The organism is Roseateles sp. DB2 (assembly GCF_051857535.1).
GTDB lineage: Bacteria > Pseudomonadota > Gammaproteobacteria > Burkholderiales > Burkholderiaceae_C > Roseateles_B.
Genome location: NZ_JBPZGY010000020.1, coordinates 1 through 15,212 on the forward strand (window position 1 = coordinate 1; position 15,212 = coordinate 15,212).

Annotated in this window: 13 protein-coding genes and 1 pseudogene; 4 read left to right on the top strand and 10 right to left on the bottom strand. The window is 69.1% G+C overall.

The window, feature by feature from the left end; all coding sequences use genetic code 11:
- The 7 genes and pseudogenes from ACS5PK_RS20775 to ACS5PK_RS20805 all read right to left on the bottom strand — a co-directional run.
- Positions 1-103, bottom strand: a pseudogene (locus tag ACS5PK_RS20775) (IS1595-like element ISPels1 family transposase); the annotation flags it as partial.
- 101 nt (positions 104-204) lie between these two features.
- The gene (locus ACS5PK_RS20780; protein WP_439442178.1) at positions 205-702 is read right to left on the bottom strand and encodes a hypothetical protein; all 498 of its coding nucleotides are present in this window, start codon (positions 700-702) and stop codon (positions 205-207) included.
- A 218-nt stretch (positions 703-920) separates the two neighbouring features.
- Positions 921-1,871 carry a DUF3667 domain-containing protein gene (locus ACS5PK_RS20785; protein ID WP_439442179.1) on the bottom strand — a complete coding sequence of 317 codons (951 nt, stop codon included), beginning with the start codon at positions 1,869-1,871 and terminating at the stop codon, positions 921-923.
- A gap of 86 nt (positions 1,872-1,957) precedes the next feature.
- Positions 1,958-2,455, bottom strand: a complete 498-nt coding sequence (locus tag ACS5PK_RS20790; protein ID WP_439442180.1) for a Dps family protein — start codon at positions 2,453-2,455, stop codon at positions 1,958-1,960.
- 179 nt (positions 2,456-2,634) lie between these two features.
- Entirely contained in the window at positions 2,635-5,259 is a 2,625-nt protein-coding gene (locus ACS5PK_RS20795) for a 2-oxoglutarate dehydrogenase E1 component (RefSeq protein ID WP_439442181.1), read from the bottom strand.
- A gap of 27 nt (positions 5,260-5,286) precedes the next feature.
- Positions 5,287-6,831 carry a methyl-accepting chemotaxis protein gene (locus ACS5PK_RS20800; RefSeq protein ID WP_439442182.1) on the bottom strand — a complete coding sequence of 515 codons (1,545 nt, stop codon included), beginning with the start codon at positions 6,829-6,831 and terminating at the stop codon, positions 5,287-5,289.
- Between the two features lie 158 nt (positions 6,832-6,989).
- Complete coding sequence (locus ACS5PK_RS20805) at positions 6,990-7,982, bottom strand: helix-turn-helix transcriptional regulator (RefSeq protein ID WP_439442183.1); 993 nt, start codon at positions 7,980-7,982, stop codon at positions 6,990-6,992.
- A 94-nt stretch (positions 7,983-8,076) separates the two neighbouring features.
- Here ACS5PK_RS20805 and ACS5PK_RS20810 point away from each other — a divergent pair, with 94 nt between their 5' ends.
- On the top strand, positions 8,077-8,739 hold the full coding sequence (locus ACS5PK_RS20810) for a LysE family translocator (RefSeq protein WP_439442184.1): 663 nt from the start codon (positions 8,077-8,079) through the stop codon (positions 8,737-8,739).
- Positions 8,740-8,748: 9 nt separating this feature from the next.
- On the opposite strand, the gene ACS5PK_RS20815 is transcribed toward ACS5PK_RS20810, so the two are convergent.
- Entirely contained in the window at positions 8,749-9,636 is an 888-nt protein-coding gene (locus tag ACS5PK_RS20815) for a DMT family transporter (RefSeq protein WP_439442185.1), read from the bottom strand.
- Between the two features lie 124 nt (positions 9,637-9,760).
- Here ACS5PK_RS20815 and ACS5PK_RS20820 point away from each other — a divergent pair, with 124 nt between their 5' ends.
- Positions 9,761-11,095 carry a PLP-dependent aminotransferase family protein gene (locus ACS5PK_RS20820; RefSeq protein ID WP_439442186.1) on the top strand — a complete coding sequence of 445 codons (1,335 nt, stop codon included), beginning with the start codon at positions 9,761-9,763 and terminating at the stop codon, positions 11,093-11,095.
- 161 nt (positions 11,096-11,256) lie between these two features.
- Positions 11,257-13,473: a catalase/peroxidase HPI gene (gene katG, locus ACS5PK_RS20825; RefSeq protein WP_439442187.1), complete on the top strand. Its 2,217-nt coding sequence runs from the start codon at positions 11,257-11,259 to the stop codon at positions 13,471-13,473.
- A 49-nt stretch (positions 13,474-13,522) separates the two neighbouring features.
- Here the strand turns inward: katG and ACS5PK_RS20830 are convergent, their stop codons facing one another.
- Positions 13,523-13,852 carry a hypothetical protein gene (locus tag ACS5PK_RS20830; protein ID WP_439442188.1) on the bottom strand — a complete coding sequence of 110 codons (330 nt, stop codon included), beginning with the start codon at positions 13,850-13,852 and terminating at the stop codon, positions 13,523-13,525.
- A 206-nt stretch (positions 13,853-14,058) separates the two neighbouring features.
- On the opposite strand from ACS5PK_RS20830, the gene ACS5PK_RS20835 reads away from it, so the two are divergent.
- Positions 14,059-14,310: a hypothetical protein gene (locus ACS5PK_RS20835; protein ID WP_439442189.1), complete on the top strand. Its 252-nt coding sequence runs from the start codon at positions 14,059-14,061 to the stop codon at positions 14,308-14,310.
- A gap of 95 nt (positions 14,311-14,405) precedes the next feature.
- Here ACS5PK_RS20835 and ACS5PK_RS20840 read toward each other — a convergent pair whose 3' ends face one another.
- Positions 14,406-15,167, bottom strand: coding sequence for a substrate-binding periplasmic protein (locus ACS5PK_RS20840; protein WP_439442190.1), 762 nt, complete (start codon positions 15,165-15,167; stop codon positions 14,406-14,408).
- Between the last annotated feature and the right edge of the window lie 45 nt (positions 15,168-15,212).

Below are 15,212 nucleotides of genomic sequence, written 5' to 3' on the forward strand. Positions count from 1 at the left end.
CCACCTCGTCGACCCCGCTCAAGGCCTGCATCAGCTCCCGCCTTTGCGGCCACGTCAACTTGGCCGCCTGGGCCAGCATCTTCTTGAGTTCCCGGCTGCGCATCTCTGGCTCCTTGCGCCCCAACGCAGGGGCTTACGAGCCAATATCTCCTTCGCGTGGCTCACCAGATGAGCCATCACGAAGCAATGCGCAAAGAGCCTTTTTCATGCGGGCGCAGAACCCCTCCGCGCTTGGCGGTTACTGCCGGATGACGCGCGGCTTGTCGTGGACACCGTCAGGTCAAGCACGCGGCCCTGTGAATCCGTGGTCATGATGATGCGGGCGTGACCATCGTCGTAGGTCATGCTGCTCGCGCAGGGGCAGGTGCCGGACGCTGCGTCCAAGGCCTGATTTCCCGCCGAAGGTTTCGCGCCATTGATGCGCACCTGGCCAGACAAGGCACCGACGGAAAGGCGAGACACCTGACCCTCCGTCTCAATGAATGTCAGCAATACCTGGCCATGGGCGTCATTGACCTGGAACAGCTTGGAGCCGCCGACATCCCAGCGATAGATGCTGAACCTGCTGTCCAGCGATTGATTCACTGCGCTGGGTTGCGCAGTGCCGAAGCCCGGGGCCGAGCCCAATGAGGCTGCTTGGGCCGTGCCACAGGCGAAAGCGAACGCCAGCGTGACGGCACCGAAGATTCTCGTAGTAAGCATGCCAATCTCCCTATGAACCTGAATCCCTGGAAAGGGCTCCAAAGCCTAGCAGCGTTCCGACTGCAGGCCAAACTGCACGCTGCTTCGGGGATTGTCACGAGCCGATGACCCGAGCCTGGGCAGGCCAGCTCCGCCACCTGGTGCCTGGGCTTGGGCACGGGCTGGATGCGGTGAAGCTGCCCGGCCCCTTTGCCATGCGCAGGAGCGTCTGCCGCCGCTCAGTAGAAGCTGCTGCGCGTCGCCCACCAGAGCCCGCCGGCCATCACCAGGCCCAGCGTCACCACATAGCCGCTGTACAGCGCCAGGACTCGCAGCCCGGTGACCCACCACCGGCCGCCGTGCAGGCGCTGCAGCGTGGCGACGCCCAGCAGAGCGCCCAGGCCCAGCAGCAGCTTTCCGAGCGGGGCGCTGAGCGCTGATCCATGGGCCAGCTGATGCAGGGTGGCCAGGGCCAGCCAGGCACCGCTCAGGTGCAGTGAGCACACCATGTGGAAGCCGAAGGCCTGGCGCCGCGCGCGGTACACGCCCGCCATCAGAACGGCCAGCAGGGGGGTCATGGCCAGCAGCAGCCAGGACTCCTGGCGGTCCCAGGCGTCATATTGCTGGCGGCGGAGTTCCTTGAGGACCTGCGGATCGCGCTCCCAGCGCTGGCGCAGCGGCGCGCAACGCTCCTCGGGCAAGCCTTCGCAGACGAAGCGGCCATCCTGCTGGCCGACCTGCAGATTGAAGATTCTGACCATGTAGTTCGCGCCCTCGACGACGTCGCCGAAGGTCTGGATCCGCTTGGCTGCAGGCTCGGTGAGATGCCCGACGACCACGCTGGTCACGACAAGACTCAGGAACAGGCGCAGCGGCAGCAGGTAATGACGTCGGCGCCCGGCCATGTACTCGCGGGTGAGGGCGGCGGGGACGAAGAGCAGGCGAAGCGTGCGCCACAGGGCGCCCTGGCTGCTGAGGTAGTGGCCGCCGAACTCGCGGACGAAGTCGGCGACTGTCGGGATGCGCAGGACCGTCTCCTGCCCGCAGCCGCCACAGAACGGGGGCAGGACGGGCGGAAAGGGGGTGTGGCAGTTTGGGCAGCGAAGGCTGGCGTCTGCGCGCCCGGAGGCTGCATCCGGAGTTGCAGTGGCCGTGGCGGCAGGGGGGACGTCGTGTGCAGCGTGTTCCATGTCAGGCGGCATGATAGGGGCCGCCGCCGGCCGCACCGTGGCCGCACTGTGGCGCCCCCTCCTGCGGCCTGCAGGCCGCTTGACGATCAGGACTCCAGCAGGCTCCTGAGCATCCAGGCCGTTTGTTCATGCACGGTGATGCGCTGCGTCAGCAGGTCGGCCGTCGGCTCGTCGGATGCCTTGTCCACGGCCGGGAAGAGACTGCGCGCCGTGCGGGCCACGGCCTCGTGGCCTTCCTGCAGTATGCGCACCATCTCCAGCGCCTTGGGTGGCGTGGCGGGGGCGTCCTTGAGGCTGCTGAGCTTGGCGAACTGGGCGTAGCTGCCCGGCGCCACGTGGCCCAGGGAGCGGATGCGCTCGGCAATCGGGTCCACGGCATTCCACAGCTCCGTGTACTGGCCCATGAACATCGCATGCAGCGAATTGAACATGGGGCCGGTGACGTTCCAGTGGAAGTTGTGCGTGGTCAGGTAGAGGGTGTAGGTGTCGGCCAGCAGCTTGGACAGGCCGGCAGCGATGGTGGCGCGGTCCTTGTCGGCGATGCCGATGTTGACGCTGGGTGCAGATGCGGATTTCTTGGCCATGGGGCCTCCTGGTGAGCTCGTGAGCGGGGTCTGTCGTCGGGTGGATGTCGCAATCTAACGCAGCCGGCGCGGCACGGCCAGTTGGGCGGCTTGATGGCGGTCATAGCCAGAAGCCATGCCGGCTAACGACAGGGCCCGCTCAGGGCGGGTCAGGTCTTGCCTGCCCGCCGTGGCGACGCTCAACGGGCGAGAGCCTGCATCCAGAGCCGCTGCTGTTCGGCCCGGTGCTGGCGGGGGGAGGGGCTGGGCCCTGCGGCGCGGTCCGGCCGGCTGATGCAGCGCAATGCCACGCCTGCAGGGCAGACTTCTTCCAGCGCTTCGCGCAACAGGGGCCAGGCGCCCTGGGCCCGCTGTTCCTCTTGGATCCACAGCAGCTCCTCCAGGTCCGGCAACTGGGCGAGGGCGCTGCGCAGCGCCTCGCCGGGCAGGGGATAGAGCTGCTCCAGGCTCCACAGCGCCGTGTGCGGCTCGCCCGCGTCGCGCAGCGCGCGGGCCAGTTCGTGTCGCAGCTTGCCGCTGCAGAGCCAGACCCGCTTGCAGGGCGCTGAAGCTGCCAGCACGCGCTGCAGCGGCCGGAAGCCGCCTTCCATCAGGCGCTCCAGCGGTGCATGGCTCAGCGGGTCCTGAAGCAGCTGGCTCTTGGGGGTGAACACGATCAGCGGTCTGCGCGGCTGCGCGCGTGCCTGCTCGCGAAGCAGGTGGAACCACTGCGCGCTGTCTGAGGGGCAGGCCACGCGCAGGTTCTGCTCGGCGCACAGCTGCAGCAGCCGACCCAGATGCGCATTGGAATGCTCGGGCCCCACGCCCTCGTGCCCATGCGGCAGGAGCACGGTCAGACTGGATGCCAGGCCCCACTTGGCCTCGCCCGAGGCGATGTACTGGTCCAGGTAGACCTGGGCCCCGTTGACGAAGTCGCCGAACTGGGCCTCCCACACCGTCATGACCTCGGGGCGTTGCAGGCTGTAGCCGTACTCGAAGCCCAGTGCCGCCGCCTCGCTGAGTGGCGAGTTGATGACCTCGAAGCGCGCTGCGCCGCGGATGGGCGACTGCAGCGGCACATGCCGGTCCATGCGCTCGCCCTGGGCATGCCACACGGCATGGCGATGCATGAAGGTGCCCCGTTCAACGTCCATGCCGGTCAGGCGCACGGACTGGCCGCCTGCCAGCACCGTGGCATGGGCCAGGTTCTCGGCCAGGCACCAGTCCACGGCGCCGCCGCCCCGGCGCGCGAGCAGGCACCAACGTTGGTGCAGCCGCACCAGTTGCTCGTGCAGGATGAAGCCCTCGGGCACCGCGCACAGCCTCGCCAGCATGACCTGGAGCTGGGCGAGGTCCAGGGGCGGCAGGGCCGGTGAAGGGGTGGCTGGCGGCAGGGCCTCGGGCAAGGGGCGGGCCGACTCGCGTGCAAGCCGCCCGAAGCGGGCCAGGGCGCGCAGCGGGGCCTGCGAGCGCAGTGCCAGCCACTGTTGGGGTTCGCAGCGGCCACGGGCGACCAGTTCGGCGCCGTACTGCTCGGCAGCGCTGGGGTGGGCTTCGGCCAGGCGCTGCAGCTGCGGGCGGGTCAGCATGGGCAGGTCGTGCTCGGAATGGCCAGGGCGGCGGAAACCCACGAGGTCGATCACGATGTCCGCCGCGAAGGCCATGCGGTAGGCCAGCGCCAGCTCGGCGGCGCGCGCCAGCTGTTCGGGGGCGTCGGCCCGCACGCGCAGCACCGGGGCGTCGATCACGCGGCTGGCATCGCTGGCGTAGCGTTGGCGCAGCGGGTCGGCAGCATGCGCGGTGGTGAAGCCGATCTGGTTGTTGATCAGCACATGCACGCAGCCCCCCACCTCGTAGGCCGGATGGCGCGACAGCAGCAGGGTCTCGCCCACGATGCCCTGCCCATCGAAGGCGGCATCGCCATGCAGCAGCAGGGCCATGGCGGCCTGCGCGCGGGGCAGCTCCCGTGATGCATCCTGGCAGGCCCGCGTGCGGCCCAGCACCACCGGCTGGATGCTCTGCAGGTGAGAGGGATTGGGCGCCAGGCGCAGGGCCAGGGTGCCATGGGCCGTGTCGCGGCGGGCCTCGGCACCGTGGTGGTAGGCCAGATCGGTCCGGGGGCGGCGGCTGTCGGAATCCAGGGCCTCCAGGATGTCAGCCACTGGGTGATTCAGCAGCAGTGCCAGCACGGCCAGGCGACCGCGGTGCGGCATGCCCATCTCCAGGGTCTGCACGCCATGGGCCGCGGCCTGTTCGCACAAGGCGTCGAGCAGCAGGATCAGGCCCTCGCAACCGGTCAGGGAAAAGCGCTTTTCGAGAGGCAGGCGCTGCTCCAGAAACTGTTCCCAGGCCTGGGCTTCGATCAGGCGCTCCAGCCATTGCAGGCCCTGGTGACGATCGATGGGCACGCTGGCGCCCTCGAAGCGGGACTGCAGCCAGCGGCGCCGGGTGTCGTCCCGCAGCGCCGAGCAGTCCAGGCTCAGCGCGCCGGTGTAGAGGGCCAGCAGGCGGCGCTGCAGGCCGGATACCTGCGTGCATCCCCACTGCGCGGCCAGCGTGGGGGGCAGGTCTTGCCAGCCTTCCAGCCCGAAGGCGGAAGCCTGCAGGGTCTCGGTGGACAGGGGCGGGCTGGCCTGCAGCGGGTCCAGCTGGGCATGGCGATGGCCTTCGCGCCGGACCTGCTCGACATAGGCCTGGACGCGCAGCGCATCAGCCTCAGCTGCAGGCCCGCCCTGCAGGCCGCGGGCCTGCAGGGCTTCGCCCGCGAGGTGGAATCGGCAGCGCCGCGCCCAGTCGGGATGCGGCAGTGGCAGGGTGCTGGTCATGATGTCTTCTCCCTCTTGAGCTGGCCTTCACAGGGCGAAGGTCCGTACCACGTCGTTGAGCTGATGGGCCTGGTCTTGAAGAGAACGGGCCGAGGCCGTGCTCTGCTCGACCATGGCTGCGTTCTTCTGGGTGTTGTCGTCCATCTGCAGGATGGCCTCGTTGACCTGCTCGATGCCCAGGCTCTGCTCGCGGCTGCTGCGGCTGATGTCCGCGACGATGCGGCTGACCTGCTGGATGCTGTCCACGACCTGCTGCATGGTCTGGCCGGCCTGCTCGACCATGCGGCTGCCCTGGTCGACCTGCTGGACCGAGTTGTCGATCAGCCCTTTGATCTCGCGGGCTGCCACGGCACTGCGCTGCGCGAGGCTGCGCACTTCTGCTGCGACCACCGCGAAGCCGCGGCCATGGTCGCCAGCGCGGGCCGCTTCCACGGCGGCGTTGAGGGCGAGGATGTTGGTCTGGAAGGCAATGCCGTCGATCACCCCGATGATTTCGACGATGCGGCGCGACGCGCCGGCGATCTGGTTCATGGTGCTGATGACTTCGCCCACCACCTGCCCGCCCTGCACGGCAACGGCCGAGGCGTCGTGGGCCGAGCGGTCGGCCTGGCTGGCGGAATCGGCGCTGAGCTTGACGGCCGAGGTGAGCTGCTCCATGGCCGAGGCAGTCTGCTCCAGCGCGCTGGCCTGCTGCTCGGTGCGCGCAGACAGGTCCTGGTTGCCGTCGGCCACCTGCAGGGCGGCGCTGGCGATGGTGTCGGCGCCGCAGCGCACCTCGGAGACGATGCGATGCAGGCTGTCCACCATGCGCTGCAGCGCAGCGATCAGTCGGCCGACCTCATCCTTGCGTTCCACGCGCAGGTGGTAGGTCAGGTTGCCCGCGGCCACGGACTCGGCCAGCTCGATGGCATGGCGGATGGGCCGCGTGATGGAGCGGGTGATCAGCACCGCCGTTGCGCCAGCGAAGAGCACGGCCAGCAGGGTGATGGCGGACATCTCCAAGCGGGCGCGGGTGGCGTCGTCCTTGGCCTCTGTCACGTCGGCCACCATGCTGCGGGCCTGGTGCTCGACCATCTTGTCGATCAGTGCGTAGTAGCGCACCTGCAGGCCCACGAGATCGCCCTGGTAGAGACTCAGCGCCGCCTCGCGCTGCTGGGCGGCGAGCAGCTCAAAGACCTTGCGCAGCGCCGCACCATAGGCTTGGCGGGCCTCCGTCTGTTCCTTGAAGATGGCCTTGCTGGTGTCGGTGTTCAGCAGGCTCTCGAGCTTCTTGAAGTTCTCGGTGTTGCGGCTGCGCAGGGCGGCGTATTCGCTCATGTACTGGCGGGTGCGCTCGGGCTCCTCGGTCAGCAGCAGTCGGCCGACGGTGATGATGCCCTTGTCGCCAACGTCCTTGATCTCGTTGCTCAGGGCGATCTGGGCATAGCGATCGTCGACCAGTCGCTCCATGGTCAGCCCCGTGCGGGACAGCACCTGGTTGGCGACACCGAGGATGAGCAGCAGCAAGGAGATCACCAGGGCAAAGGCAATGCTCAGCCGGGTGCCGATCTGCAGTTGGGCCATTTGGAACATGTAGAACTCCCTTGGGCACGGCTCCGGGGCGGCCGTTGCGTGCCAAACAAGTTAGGTCCGGGCCAAGGGCAGCGTCAATCGCAGGGGCTGACAGGGCGCGCGTCGAATGTCACGAATGCCAGCCCAAAAATGGGGGGCCCGAGGGGGGGGACGAGACCCTAGTCGGTGCAATCGATCAGCAGGCGGCGGGCCTGCGCGGCCAGGCGGTCACGCAGCTCGCGCGGTGCCAGCACGCGCACCCGGCAGGGCTGGCGGGCCAGTTCGCGCGCCATCCAGTCCAGGTCGTCAACCTGTGCGCGCAGGCGCCAGCCTTCGGCCTGCGACTCGGGCTCGCCCAGGCTGGGGTCGATGGTGGGCGGCGGCTCGCCGGGGCCGCCCAGAAGCACGTCCACCGCATGGCGGCGGGGCAGGCGCGCCAGGGTCTTGTCCAGATAGGCCAGGACGTCGAAGCCCTCCGGCCGCGCAAAGCTGGCGGGCAGGGCGCGGACCTCCTCGATGCGGTCCAGGCGGAAGCTGCGCAGACCCTCGCGCAGCCGGCACCAGGCCACGAGGTACCAGGTACCGCTGCGCCAGGCAATGCCGTAGGGATGCAGCTCGCGCTCGCTGCCCTGGCCCGAGCGATCCCGGTAGCGCAGGGCCACGCGCTGGCCCGAGGCCGCGGCGGCGCTGAGTGTCAGCAGCTCATGGCCGGCGGATCCCTGGCTGCCGCTGCGACCCAGGTCCAGGGCCACGCTGGTGTTGACGGCCTGGATGCGCTGGCGCTGGGCCTCTGGCATCACGCGGTCCAGCTTGGCCTGTGTGCTGGCGATGGCCGGAAGGGCGCCCTGCAGGCCCAGCTCGCGGGCGGCGCGCAGGCCTATGGCCAGGGCCAGGGCTTCATCTGCGCTGAAGGTCAGCGGCGGCAGCTTGTAGCCGGGCCGTAGGCCATAGCCGCCATCGCAGCCCCGCTGGCTGTGGACCGGGATGCCCAGGGCCTGAAGCTGGGCGATGTAGCGCCGCAGGGTGCGCGCATCCACGCCCAGCAGGGCGGCCAGCTCGGGGCCGCTACGCTGGCGCTGGGATTGCAGCAGCTCCAGCAGGCTCAGCAGGCGGCCGGCGGGAGGGCTGTCCTGTGAGGAGGGGGGGGCAGCGCGGCGCTTGGTCGACGGCATGGGTTTGATTCAGGGCGAATTCTGTCCTGTATGAACTCTACAGTGGCGCCCATCCCCTACATCACCGAATCGCAGAATTCCCGGAGTACCCCACATGGATGCCTCGCACAGCCTCTGGCTTTTCTTCCTGCTGACCCTGGGCATCATCGTGCTGCCCGGCATGGACATGGCCTATATCGCCGGTCATACCCTGCAGTCCGGCGCGCGGGCCGGGCTGCTGGCCCTGGGCGGCATCGTGGCGGGCGGGGGCGTCCATGTGCTGCTGAATCTCAGCGGCCTGTCCGCGCTGCTGATGCTCTTGCCCGGGGCCTTCGAGATCCTGCTGTGGGCAGGTTCGCTCTATCTGGCCTGGATCGGCCTGCAGATGCTGCTGGGCGCATGGCAGGGCTGGCGTGCAGCCCCGGCCTCGGCATCCGTGGCGGTGCCGATGGCGCCTCAGTCCCCCGGGCGCATCTTCCTCAGCGGCATGGCCAACTGCCTGCTCAATCCCAAGGCCTATGCCTTCATGCTGGCAGTCTTCCCGGGCTTCCTGCGCAGCAGTGAGCGGGGTCTGGCCGCCCAGGGCCTGCTGCTGGGCAGCATCATTGCGGGCAACCAGATTGCCGTGTATGGCACCGTGCTGCTGGCCTGCCTGGGCTCGCGGCGCTGGCAGCGGGAGGGCGGCCGAGGCACGGTGCTGCTGTCGGGGGTGATGGGTCTGTGCCTGGTCGCCTTGGCAGCAGGCACGCTGCTCAACGCTGCCTTGCCCCCGCGCTGAGCGCAAGGCTCAAGGCGTGAGCCGGCGCGCCACCGCCACGCATGCCAGCACGCCCACCGTCACGCCCAGCATGCCTGCGCTGACGGCTTCGTGCAGCAAGCCGGCCGCCAGCGCCAGGCCGAAGAGTGGCTGCAGCAACTGCAGCTGGCCCACGGCTGCGATGCCGCCCAGGGCCAGGCCGCGATACCAGAACACAAAGCCGATCAGCATGCTGAACAGGCTTACGTAGGCCAGCCCCATCCAGGCACTCCCATGGATGCCGCTGAAGCTCGCTGGCAGCATCAGCCAGACGCCCAGGACGCTCAGCGGCAGCGCCAGCACCAGGGCCCAGCAGATCACCTGCCAGCCGCCCAGGGTTCGCGCCAGCCGCGCGCCCTCGGCGTAGCCCAGACCGCAAACCAGCACGGCCAGCAGCATCAGCCCGTCTGCCAGCAGCGAGCCCTGCAGGTTCGGGCCGCGGCTCAGCGCATGGCCCACGACCAGACTGCTGCCCAGCACAGCGCAAAGCCAGAAGGCAGGCCGCGGCCGCTCGCCGCCGCGCAGCACGGCAAAGCCAGCCGTGGACAGCGGCAGCAGGCCCAGGAAGAGCAGGGCGTGGGCCGCGCTGAGCTGCTGCAGAGCCACCGCGGTCAGCAGGGGAAAGCCCAACACCACACCGCCGGACACCACGCCCAGCGGCCGCCACTGCGGGCGCGCGGGCCAGGCGGACCGCGTCAAGACCAGGGCCAGCAGCGCGAGCGCGCCAGCCAGGCTGGCTCTCGCGACGGTGAGGAAGAGGGGGTCGAAGTCCGCCACGGCCACGCGTGTGGCAGGCATGGAGCCGCTGAAGATCAGCATGCCGATGAAGCCATGGACCCATCCGCTGCCACGGCTGGCCTGTGTACGCTGTGCTGCCATTGATCACTCCTTGCCGCGCTGGCGCCTGATGTCCTGGATCCGCCGGCGTTCCCGGCGGGGTGTGCAGCGCATGCTAGGCAGGGCAATCAATACAATCAAAAAATTGTCATGGATACACTGCCGCATGCCTCCCACCCGATACAAGCAGTTGGTCGACCGGCTGGCGGCCGACATCCGCGAAGGCCGCCTGCCGCCGGGCAGCCGCCTGGCCACGCACCGGCAACTGGCCGCCCGCGAAGGACTGGCCCTGGTGACGGCCAGCCGCGTCTATGCCGAGCTGGAGGCCATGGGCCTGGTCAGCGGGGAGACGGGGCGAGGCACTTTCGTCAAGGAAACGGCCCTGCCGCCGGGCCAGGGCGTGGATCTGCTGGCCTCGGCGGCCGACATGGTCGACCTGAGCTTCAACTATCCCTCGCTGCCGGGGCAGGCCGAGATGCTGCGCGGCGCCCTGCGCCAGCTGGCCCAGGGGGGTGACCTGGAGGCCCTGCTGCGCTACCAGCCCCTGGGCGGGCGGCCTCATGAGCGCGAGATCGCCGCCCGCCACCTGAGCGACCGCGGGCTCTCGGTCGCAGGGGCCGAGCTGCTGTGGGTGGAGGGCGCCCAGCACGGGCTGATGCTCACGGGCCTGGCCCTGCTGCAGCCCGGCGAGGTCGTGGCCGTGGACAGCCTCAGCTATCCGGGCTTCAAGCTGGTCGCCGAGGCACTGTGCCTGGAGCTCCTGCCCATCCCGGTCGCCGGCATGGGGCCGGACCTGGACGCCCTGGCCGCCGCTTGCCGTCGCCGTCGCGTGCGGGCCGTCTACACCATGCCCACGATGCACAACCCGCTGGGCTGGGTGATGAGTCTGAGGCGCCGCCGCGAGCTGGTCGCCCTGGCTCGTCGCGAGGGGCTGCTGCTGATCGAGGATGGCGCCTACGCCTACCTGGCCGACGAAGCCCCGCCGCCGCTGGCCGCGCTGGCACCGGAGTTGACGGTCTATGTCACCGGCCTGTCCAAGAGCGTGGCTGCGGGGCTGCGAACCGGCTTCGTGGCGCTGCCTGCTGCGCTGGTTCCACGCCTGGAGCGCGCCCTGCGTGCCAGCAGCTGGAGCACGCCGGGCCTGACCAGCGCCCTGGCCTGCGCCTGGCTGGAGGATGGCACCGTCTCCCGCCTGGAGGCCCGCAAGCGCCAGGATGCCCGCGAACGCCAGGCCCTGGCGGCTGAGCTGCTGGGGCCGCTGAAGCCCCGAGGGCATGCCTGCTCCTATTTCGTCTGGCTGCCGCTGGGCGAGGAGGTGCGCGCCGATCAAGTGGCCATGGACTTGCTGCGCCAGGGCGTCTCGGTGTCGACGGCCGAGCCCTACGCGACGGGTCCCGTCGTGCCCCACGCCATCCGCCTGGCCCTGGGTTCGGTGGCCTTGCCCCAGCTGCGCCGGGCCCTGGGCTTGGTGCGCGAGGTCATAGACGCCCGCAGTTATTGAGCGCAAAGCGAGGGGCAAGCGCTTGTGCTCTGAGCGACCAGCCCCGGTTGCGAAGGCCTGCGTGCGATTCTCGCTATCGGTGCGATTGCCATCCTTCAATGGCCGGGGCCAGGCGGCGCTCCTAGACTGCCAGCACCGATTGAACGACCGAGGAGATGCGTATGTCCGCCGAAATGAAGTGCCCGTTTTCTGCAATGGCGGCGGCCGCCGCCCGCGCCGGTGCCACCCAGTCCCTGGCCGGCGCCAAGGGCAACCGTGAATGGTGGCCGAACCAGCTGCAGCTGGGCATCCTGCACCAGCAGTCACCCAAGTCCAGCCCCATGGGAGAGGCCTTCGACTACGCTGCCGAGTTCCAGACCCTGGACCTCGATGCCGTCGTGGCGGACCTCAAGGCCCTGATGACCGATTCCCAGGACTGGTGGCCCGCCGACTGGGGGCACTACGGCCCTCTGTTCGTGCGCATGGCCTGGCATGCCGCCGGCACCTACCGCATTGCCGACGGGCGCGGTGGCGCCGGCACCGGCGCCCAGCGCTTCGCCCCGCTCAACAGCTGGCCGGACAACGGCAATCTGGACAAGGCCCGGCGCCTGTTGTGGCCCGTCAAGCAGAAGTACGGCCGCAAGTTGTCCTGGGCCGACCTGCTGGTGCTGACCGGCAACGTGGCGCTGGAGTCCATGGGCTTCAAGACCCTGGGCTTTGGTGGCGGCCGTGCCGACATCTGGGAGCCCGAGCAGGACATCGACTGGGGGCCTGAGACCACCTGGCTGGGTGACCAGCGCTACAGCGGCGATCGCGAACTCGCCAAACCCCTGGCCGCCGTGCAGATGGGTCTGATCTATGTGAACCCCGAAGGCCCCAACGGCAATCCCGATCCGGTCGCCTCAGGTCGCGATGTGCGCGAGACCTTCGCCCGCATGGCCATGGACGACGAGGAGACCGTGGCCCTGGTGGCTGGCGGCCACACCTTCGGAAAGGCACACGGCGCGGGTGATCCGTCCCTGGTGGGCAAGGAGCCCGAGGGCGCGGCGCTGGAAGAGATGGGCCTGGGCTGGAAGAACGCCTTCGGTTCGGGCAAGGGCGTGCACACCACCACCAGCGGCATCGAGGGCGCCTGGAAGCCCAACCCCACTACCTGGGACATGGGCTACTTCGACATGCTCTTCGGCTACGAATGGGCGCTCACCAAGAGCCCGGCCGGGGCCCATCAGTGGGTGGCCCAGAACGTCAGGCCCGAGCATCTGATCCCCGATGCCCACGATCCCTCCCGCAAGCATCCGCCCATGATGACCACGGCGGACCTGGCCCTGCGCTTCGACCCGGCCTACGAGAAGATCGCCCGCCGCTTCCACCAGGATCCGCAGGCCTTTGCCAACGCCTTCGCCCGCGCCTGGTTCAAGCTGACCCATCGCGACATGGGCCCCCGCGCCCGCTACCTGGGCAAGCTGGTTCCGCAGGAAACGCTGATCTGGCAGGACCCGGTGCCCGAGGTGGACCATGCCCTCATCGACGCCCAGGACGTGGCGGCGCTCAAGGCCCAGGTCCTGGGCTGCGGCCTGTCTACTGCGGACCTGGTGGGCACGGCCTGGGCCTCAGCCTCTACCTTCCGAGGCAGCGACAAGCGCGGCGGGGCCAACGGCGCTCGCATTCGACTCGCACCGCAGAAGGACTGGGCCGTCAACCAGCCTGAGCAGTTGGAGCGGGTGCTGTCCACGCTGGGCGCCATCCAGGAAAGCTTCAATGCCCGGCAGGCCGGCGGCAAGCGGGTCTCGCTGGCCGATCTGATCGTGCTCGCAGGTGACGCCGCTGTGGAGAAGGCTGCCGCCGAGGCGGGCCAGGCCCTGAGCCTGCCCTTCCGGCCCGGCCGCACGGATGCCAGCGCGGCACAGACCGATGCCGCTTCCTTTGCCGTGCTGGAGCCTCGTGCCGACGGCTTCCGCAATTACGTCAAGCCGGGCCTGGAGGCGGCCGCCGCCGCGCTGCTGATCGACAAGGCCCAACTGCTGACGCTCAGTGCGCCGGAGATGACTGTGCTGCTGGGCGGGCTGCGGGTGCTGGGGGTCAATCACGGCCAAAGCGCACATGGCGTGCTGACCCAGAGGCCTGGCGCGCTCAGCAACGACTTCTTCGTCAACCTGCTGGACATGCGCACGCAATGGTCGCGCTCGGCCCCCGATTCCCCGGTGCTGGAGGGCCGAGATCGCCAGAGCGGCGAGCGCCGCTGGACCGCCACCACCGTGGACCTGGTCTTCGGCTCCAATGCCCAGTTGCGTGCCTTGGCCGAGGTCTATGCCAGCAGCGACGCGCAAGCCGTCTTCGTACGGGATTTCGCGGCGGCATGGTCCAAGGTGATGCACCTGGACCGCTTTGACCTGGCCTGAGCGCCCCAGGCGTCTGGCTAGGGCTGGCGCCCCGCTGCTGCGCGGCGGCTCAGTGCCAGGCGCTGCCCGCAGCCGGCTCATCGCCCTCGGGCAGCTCGGCGGACGCCGGCTGCTCGTCCAGGGCGTGGTCAGCCATTTGGTCCAGCTCCCGGTCTTCCGCGCTGGGCACCCAGCCCCGGGCCAGGGCCTGCTGGCGTCGGGCCGCTGCATGGCGCTCGGCGAGCAGAGGGTCGTCGTCGATCAGCCGGCGGGCTTCGCGGATGCTGGCGGCGAACTGGGGCTGCAGACGAGCCAGGGCGCTGAGTTGCGGCCCATGGCGCTCCGGATAGACCTGCCACCAGGCGACGATGCTGCGGGGATTGTTGAGATCCAGATGCATGGCAGGGCTCCTAGGCCTAGACTTTTTAAGTACTGTATGAATGTACAGCATTCTGTTCTGATTGCAACAGCTGGCAGCGTTTGAACGCGATAGCGCCCGTTTAGGCATCTCCCACCAATGGGGGGAGGGTGGGGGCTCCTTCAGTGGGATGGGGGATGACAGCTCTGAGCGCGGACACTTCGTGCACTGCATCACGAGAGGTCGCCATGTTCCACGCCACTGCTTCCACCGTCGCTACCGCTTCGCAACAAGGCCAGGCTGCCAAGGGCGGCTTTGGTGAGGCGTGGCGCTGGGCCCGCGTGGGGTGTGAGGCCCTGGCCTTGTTGGGGCGTCCCTTGCTGCGCCAGGGCCAGGGCATTGCCGGCCTGGAGGTCTCGGACTCCACCTACGAGGAATGGGAGGCCGTGCAGGTCCAGTTCGACGCCCGTGTCCGCGCCGGCTCCCTGCCGGTGCTCTGAGCGCCTGGCCGCGCGGGCCTGCGGCCAGGTTCAGCCACTCGTCATGCCTGTCAAAGGCTGTGGCGGAGGTGGGCGCATACCAATGTTGGATCCCTTCACCCAGCGAGGTAGCGCTCGTAGATGGCCTTGTAGCGCCCCGAGCTGCGCAGCCAGCGCAAGCCCTCGTTGAAGTCGTCGCGCACCTGGGCGTCCCGAAACACAGGGCGGTAGTCGTGGGGGTTGGCCACGGTGAAGACATGCTCCGTCACCGGGAGCAGCGTCTCGCCCTCGCGCCGCAACTGCAGGCTGAAGTAGCGGAAGATGCTGCGATCGGACAGCACCAGGTCATAGCGGCCGCGCATGAGTGTCCGTACCTGCAGGGCCTGGTCGTTGATCTCCACCAGGCGGCCCGCCTTGTGCACAGGCTCCAGCCAGGCCGGAAAACGGCGCAGGGCACCCTGGAAAGAGATGACGCTGAGCCCCGCCAGATCCTCCGGCTTCTGGATTTGCAATCGGCGTGACTGCAGGCTGATCAGCACGTTGTCGTACAGGACCGCGCTGTCGCCGTAGTGGCCTCCTGCCTTGCTCAGGTCTTCACCCAGGTCGGTCATGGTGGCGTCGACATCACCCGTCTTGAAGGCTCGGGGTACCCGGGCGAAGGGATAGAACAGGGGCTTCAGGCGGTAGCCCTTGTAGGCCAGGGCCTCGCGGAAGACATCGACCTCGATGCCGGATTCCGTCTGCGGAAAGCAGAAGGGCGGGATGCGCTCTCCGAAGGCCATGCGCAGCTCGCGGCCCTGCGCCCCTGCCGCACACCCCAGGCTGGGCATCAGCAGGCATGGCAGGGCCAGCATGCACAGGCGGCGTTGCGGCTGCACCGACCCATGCGGCGCTGGTCCGCACCGCCGAACTGCCCCGCGCTC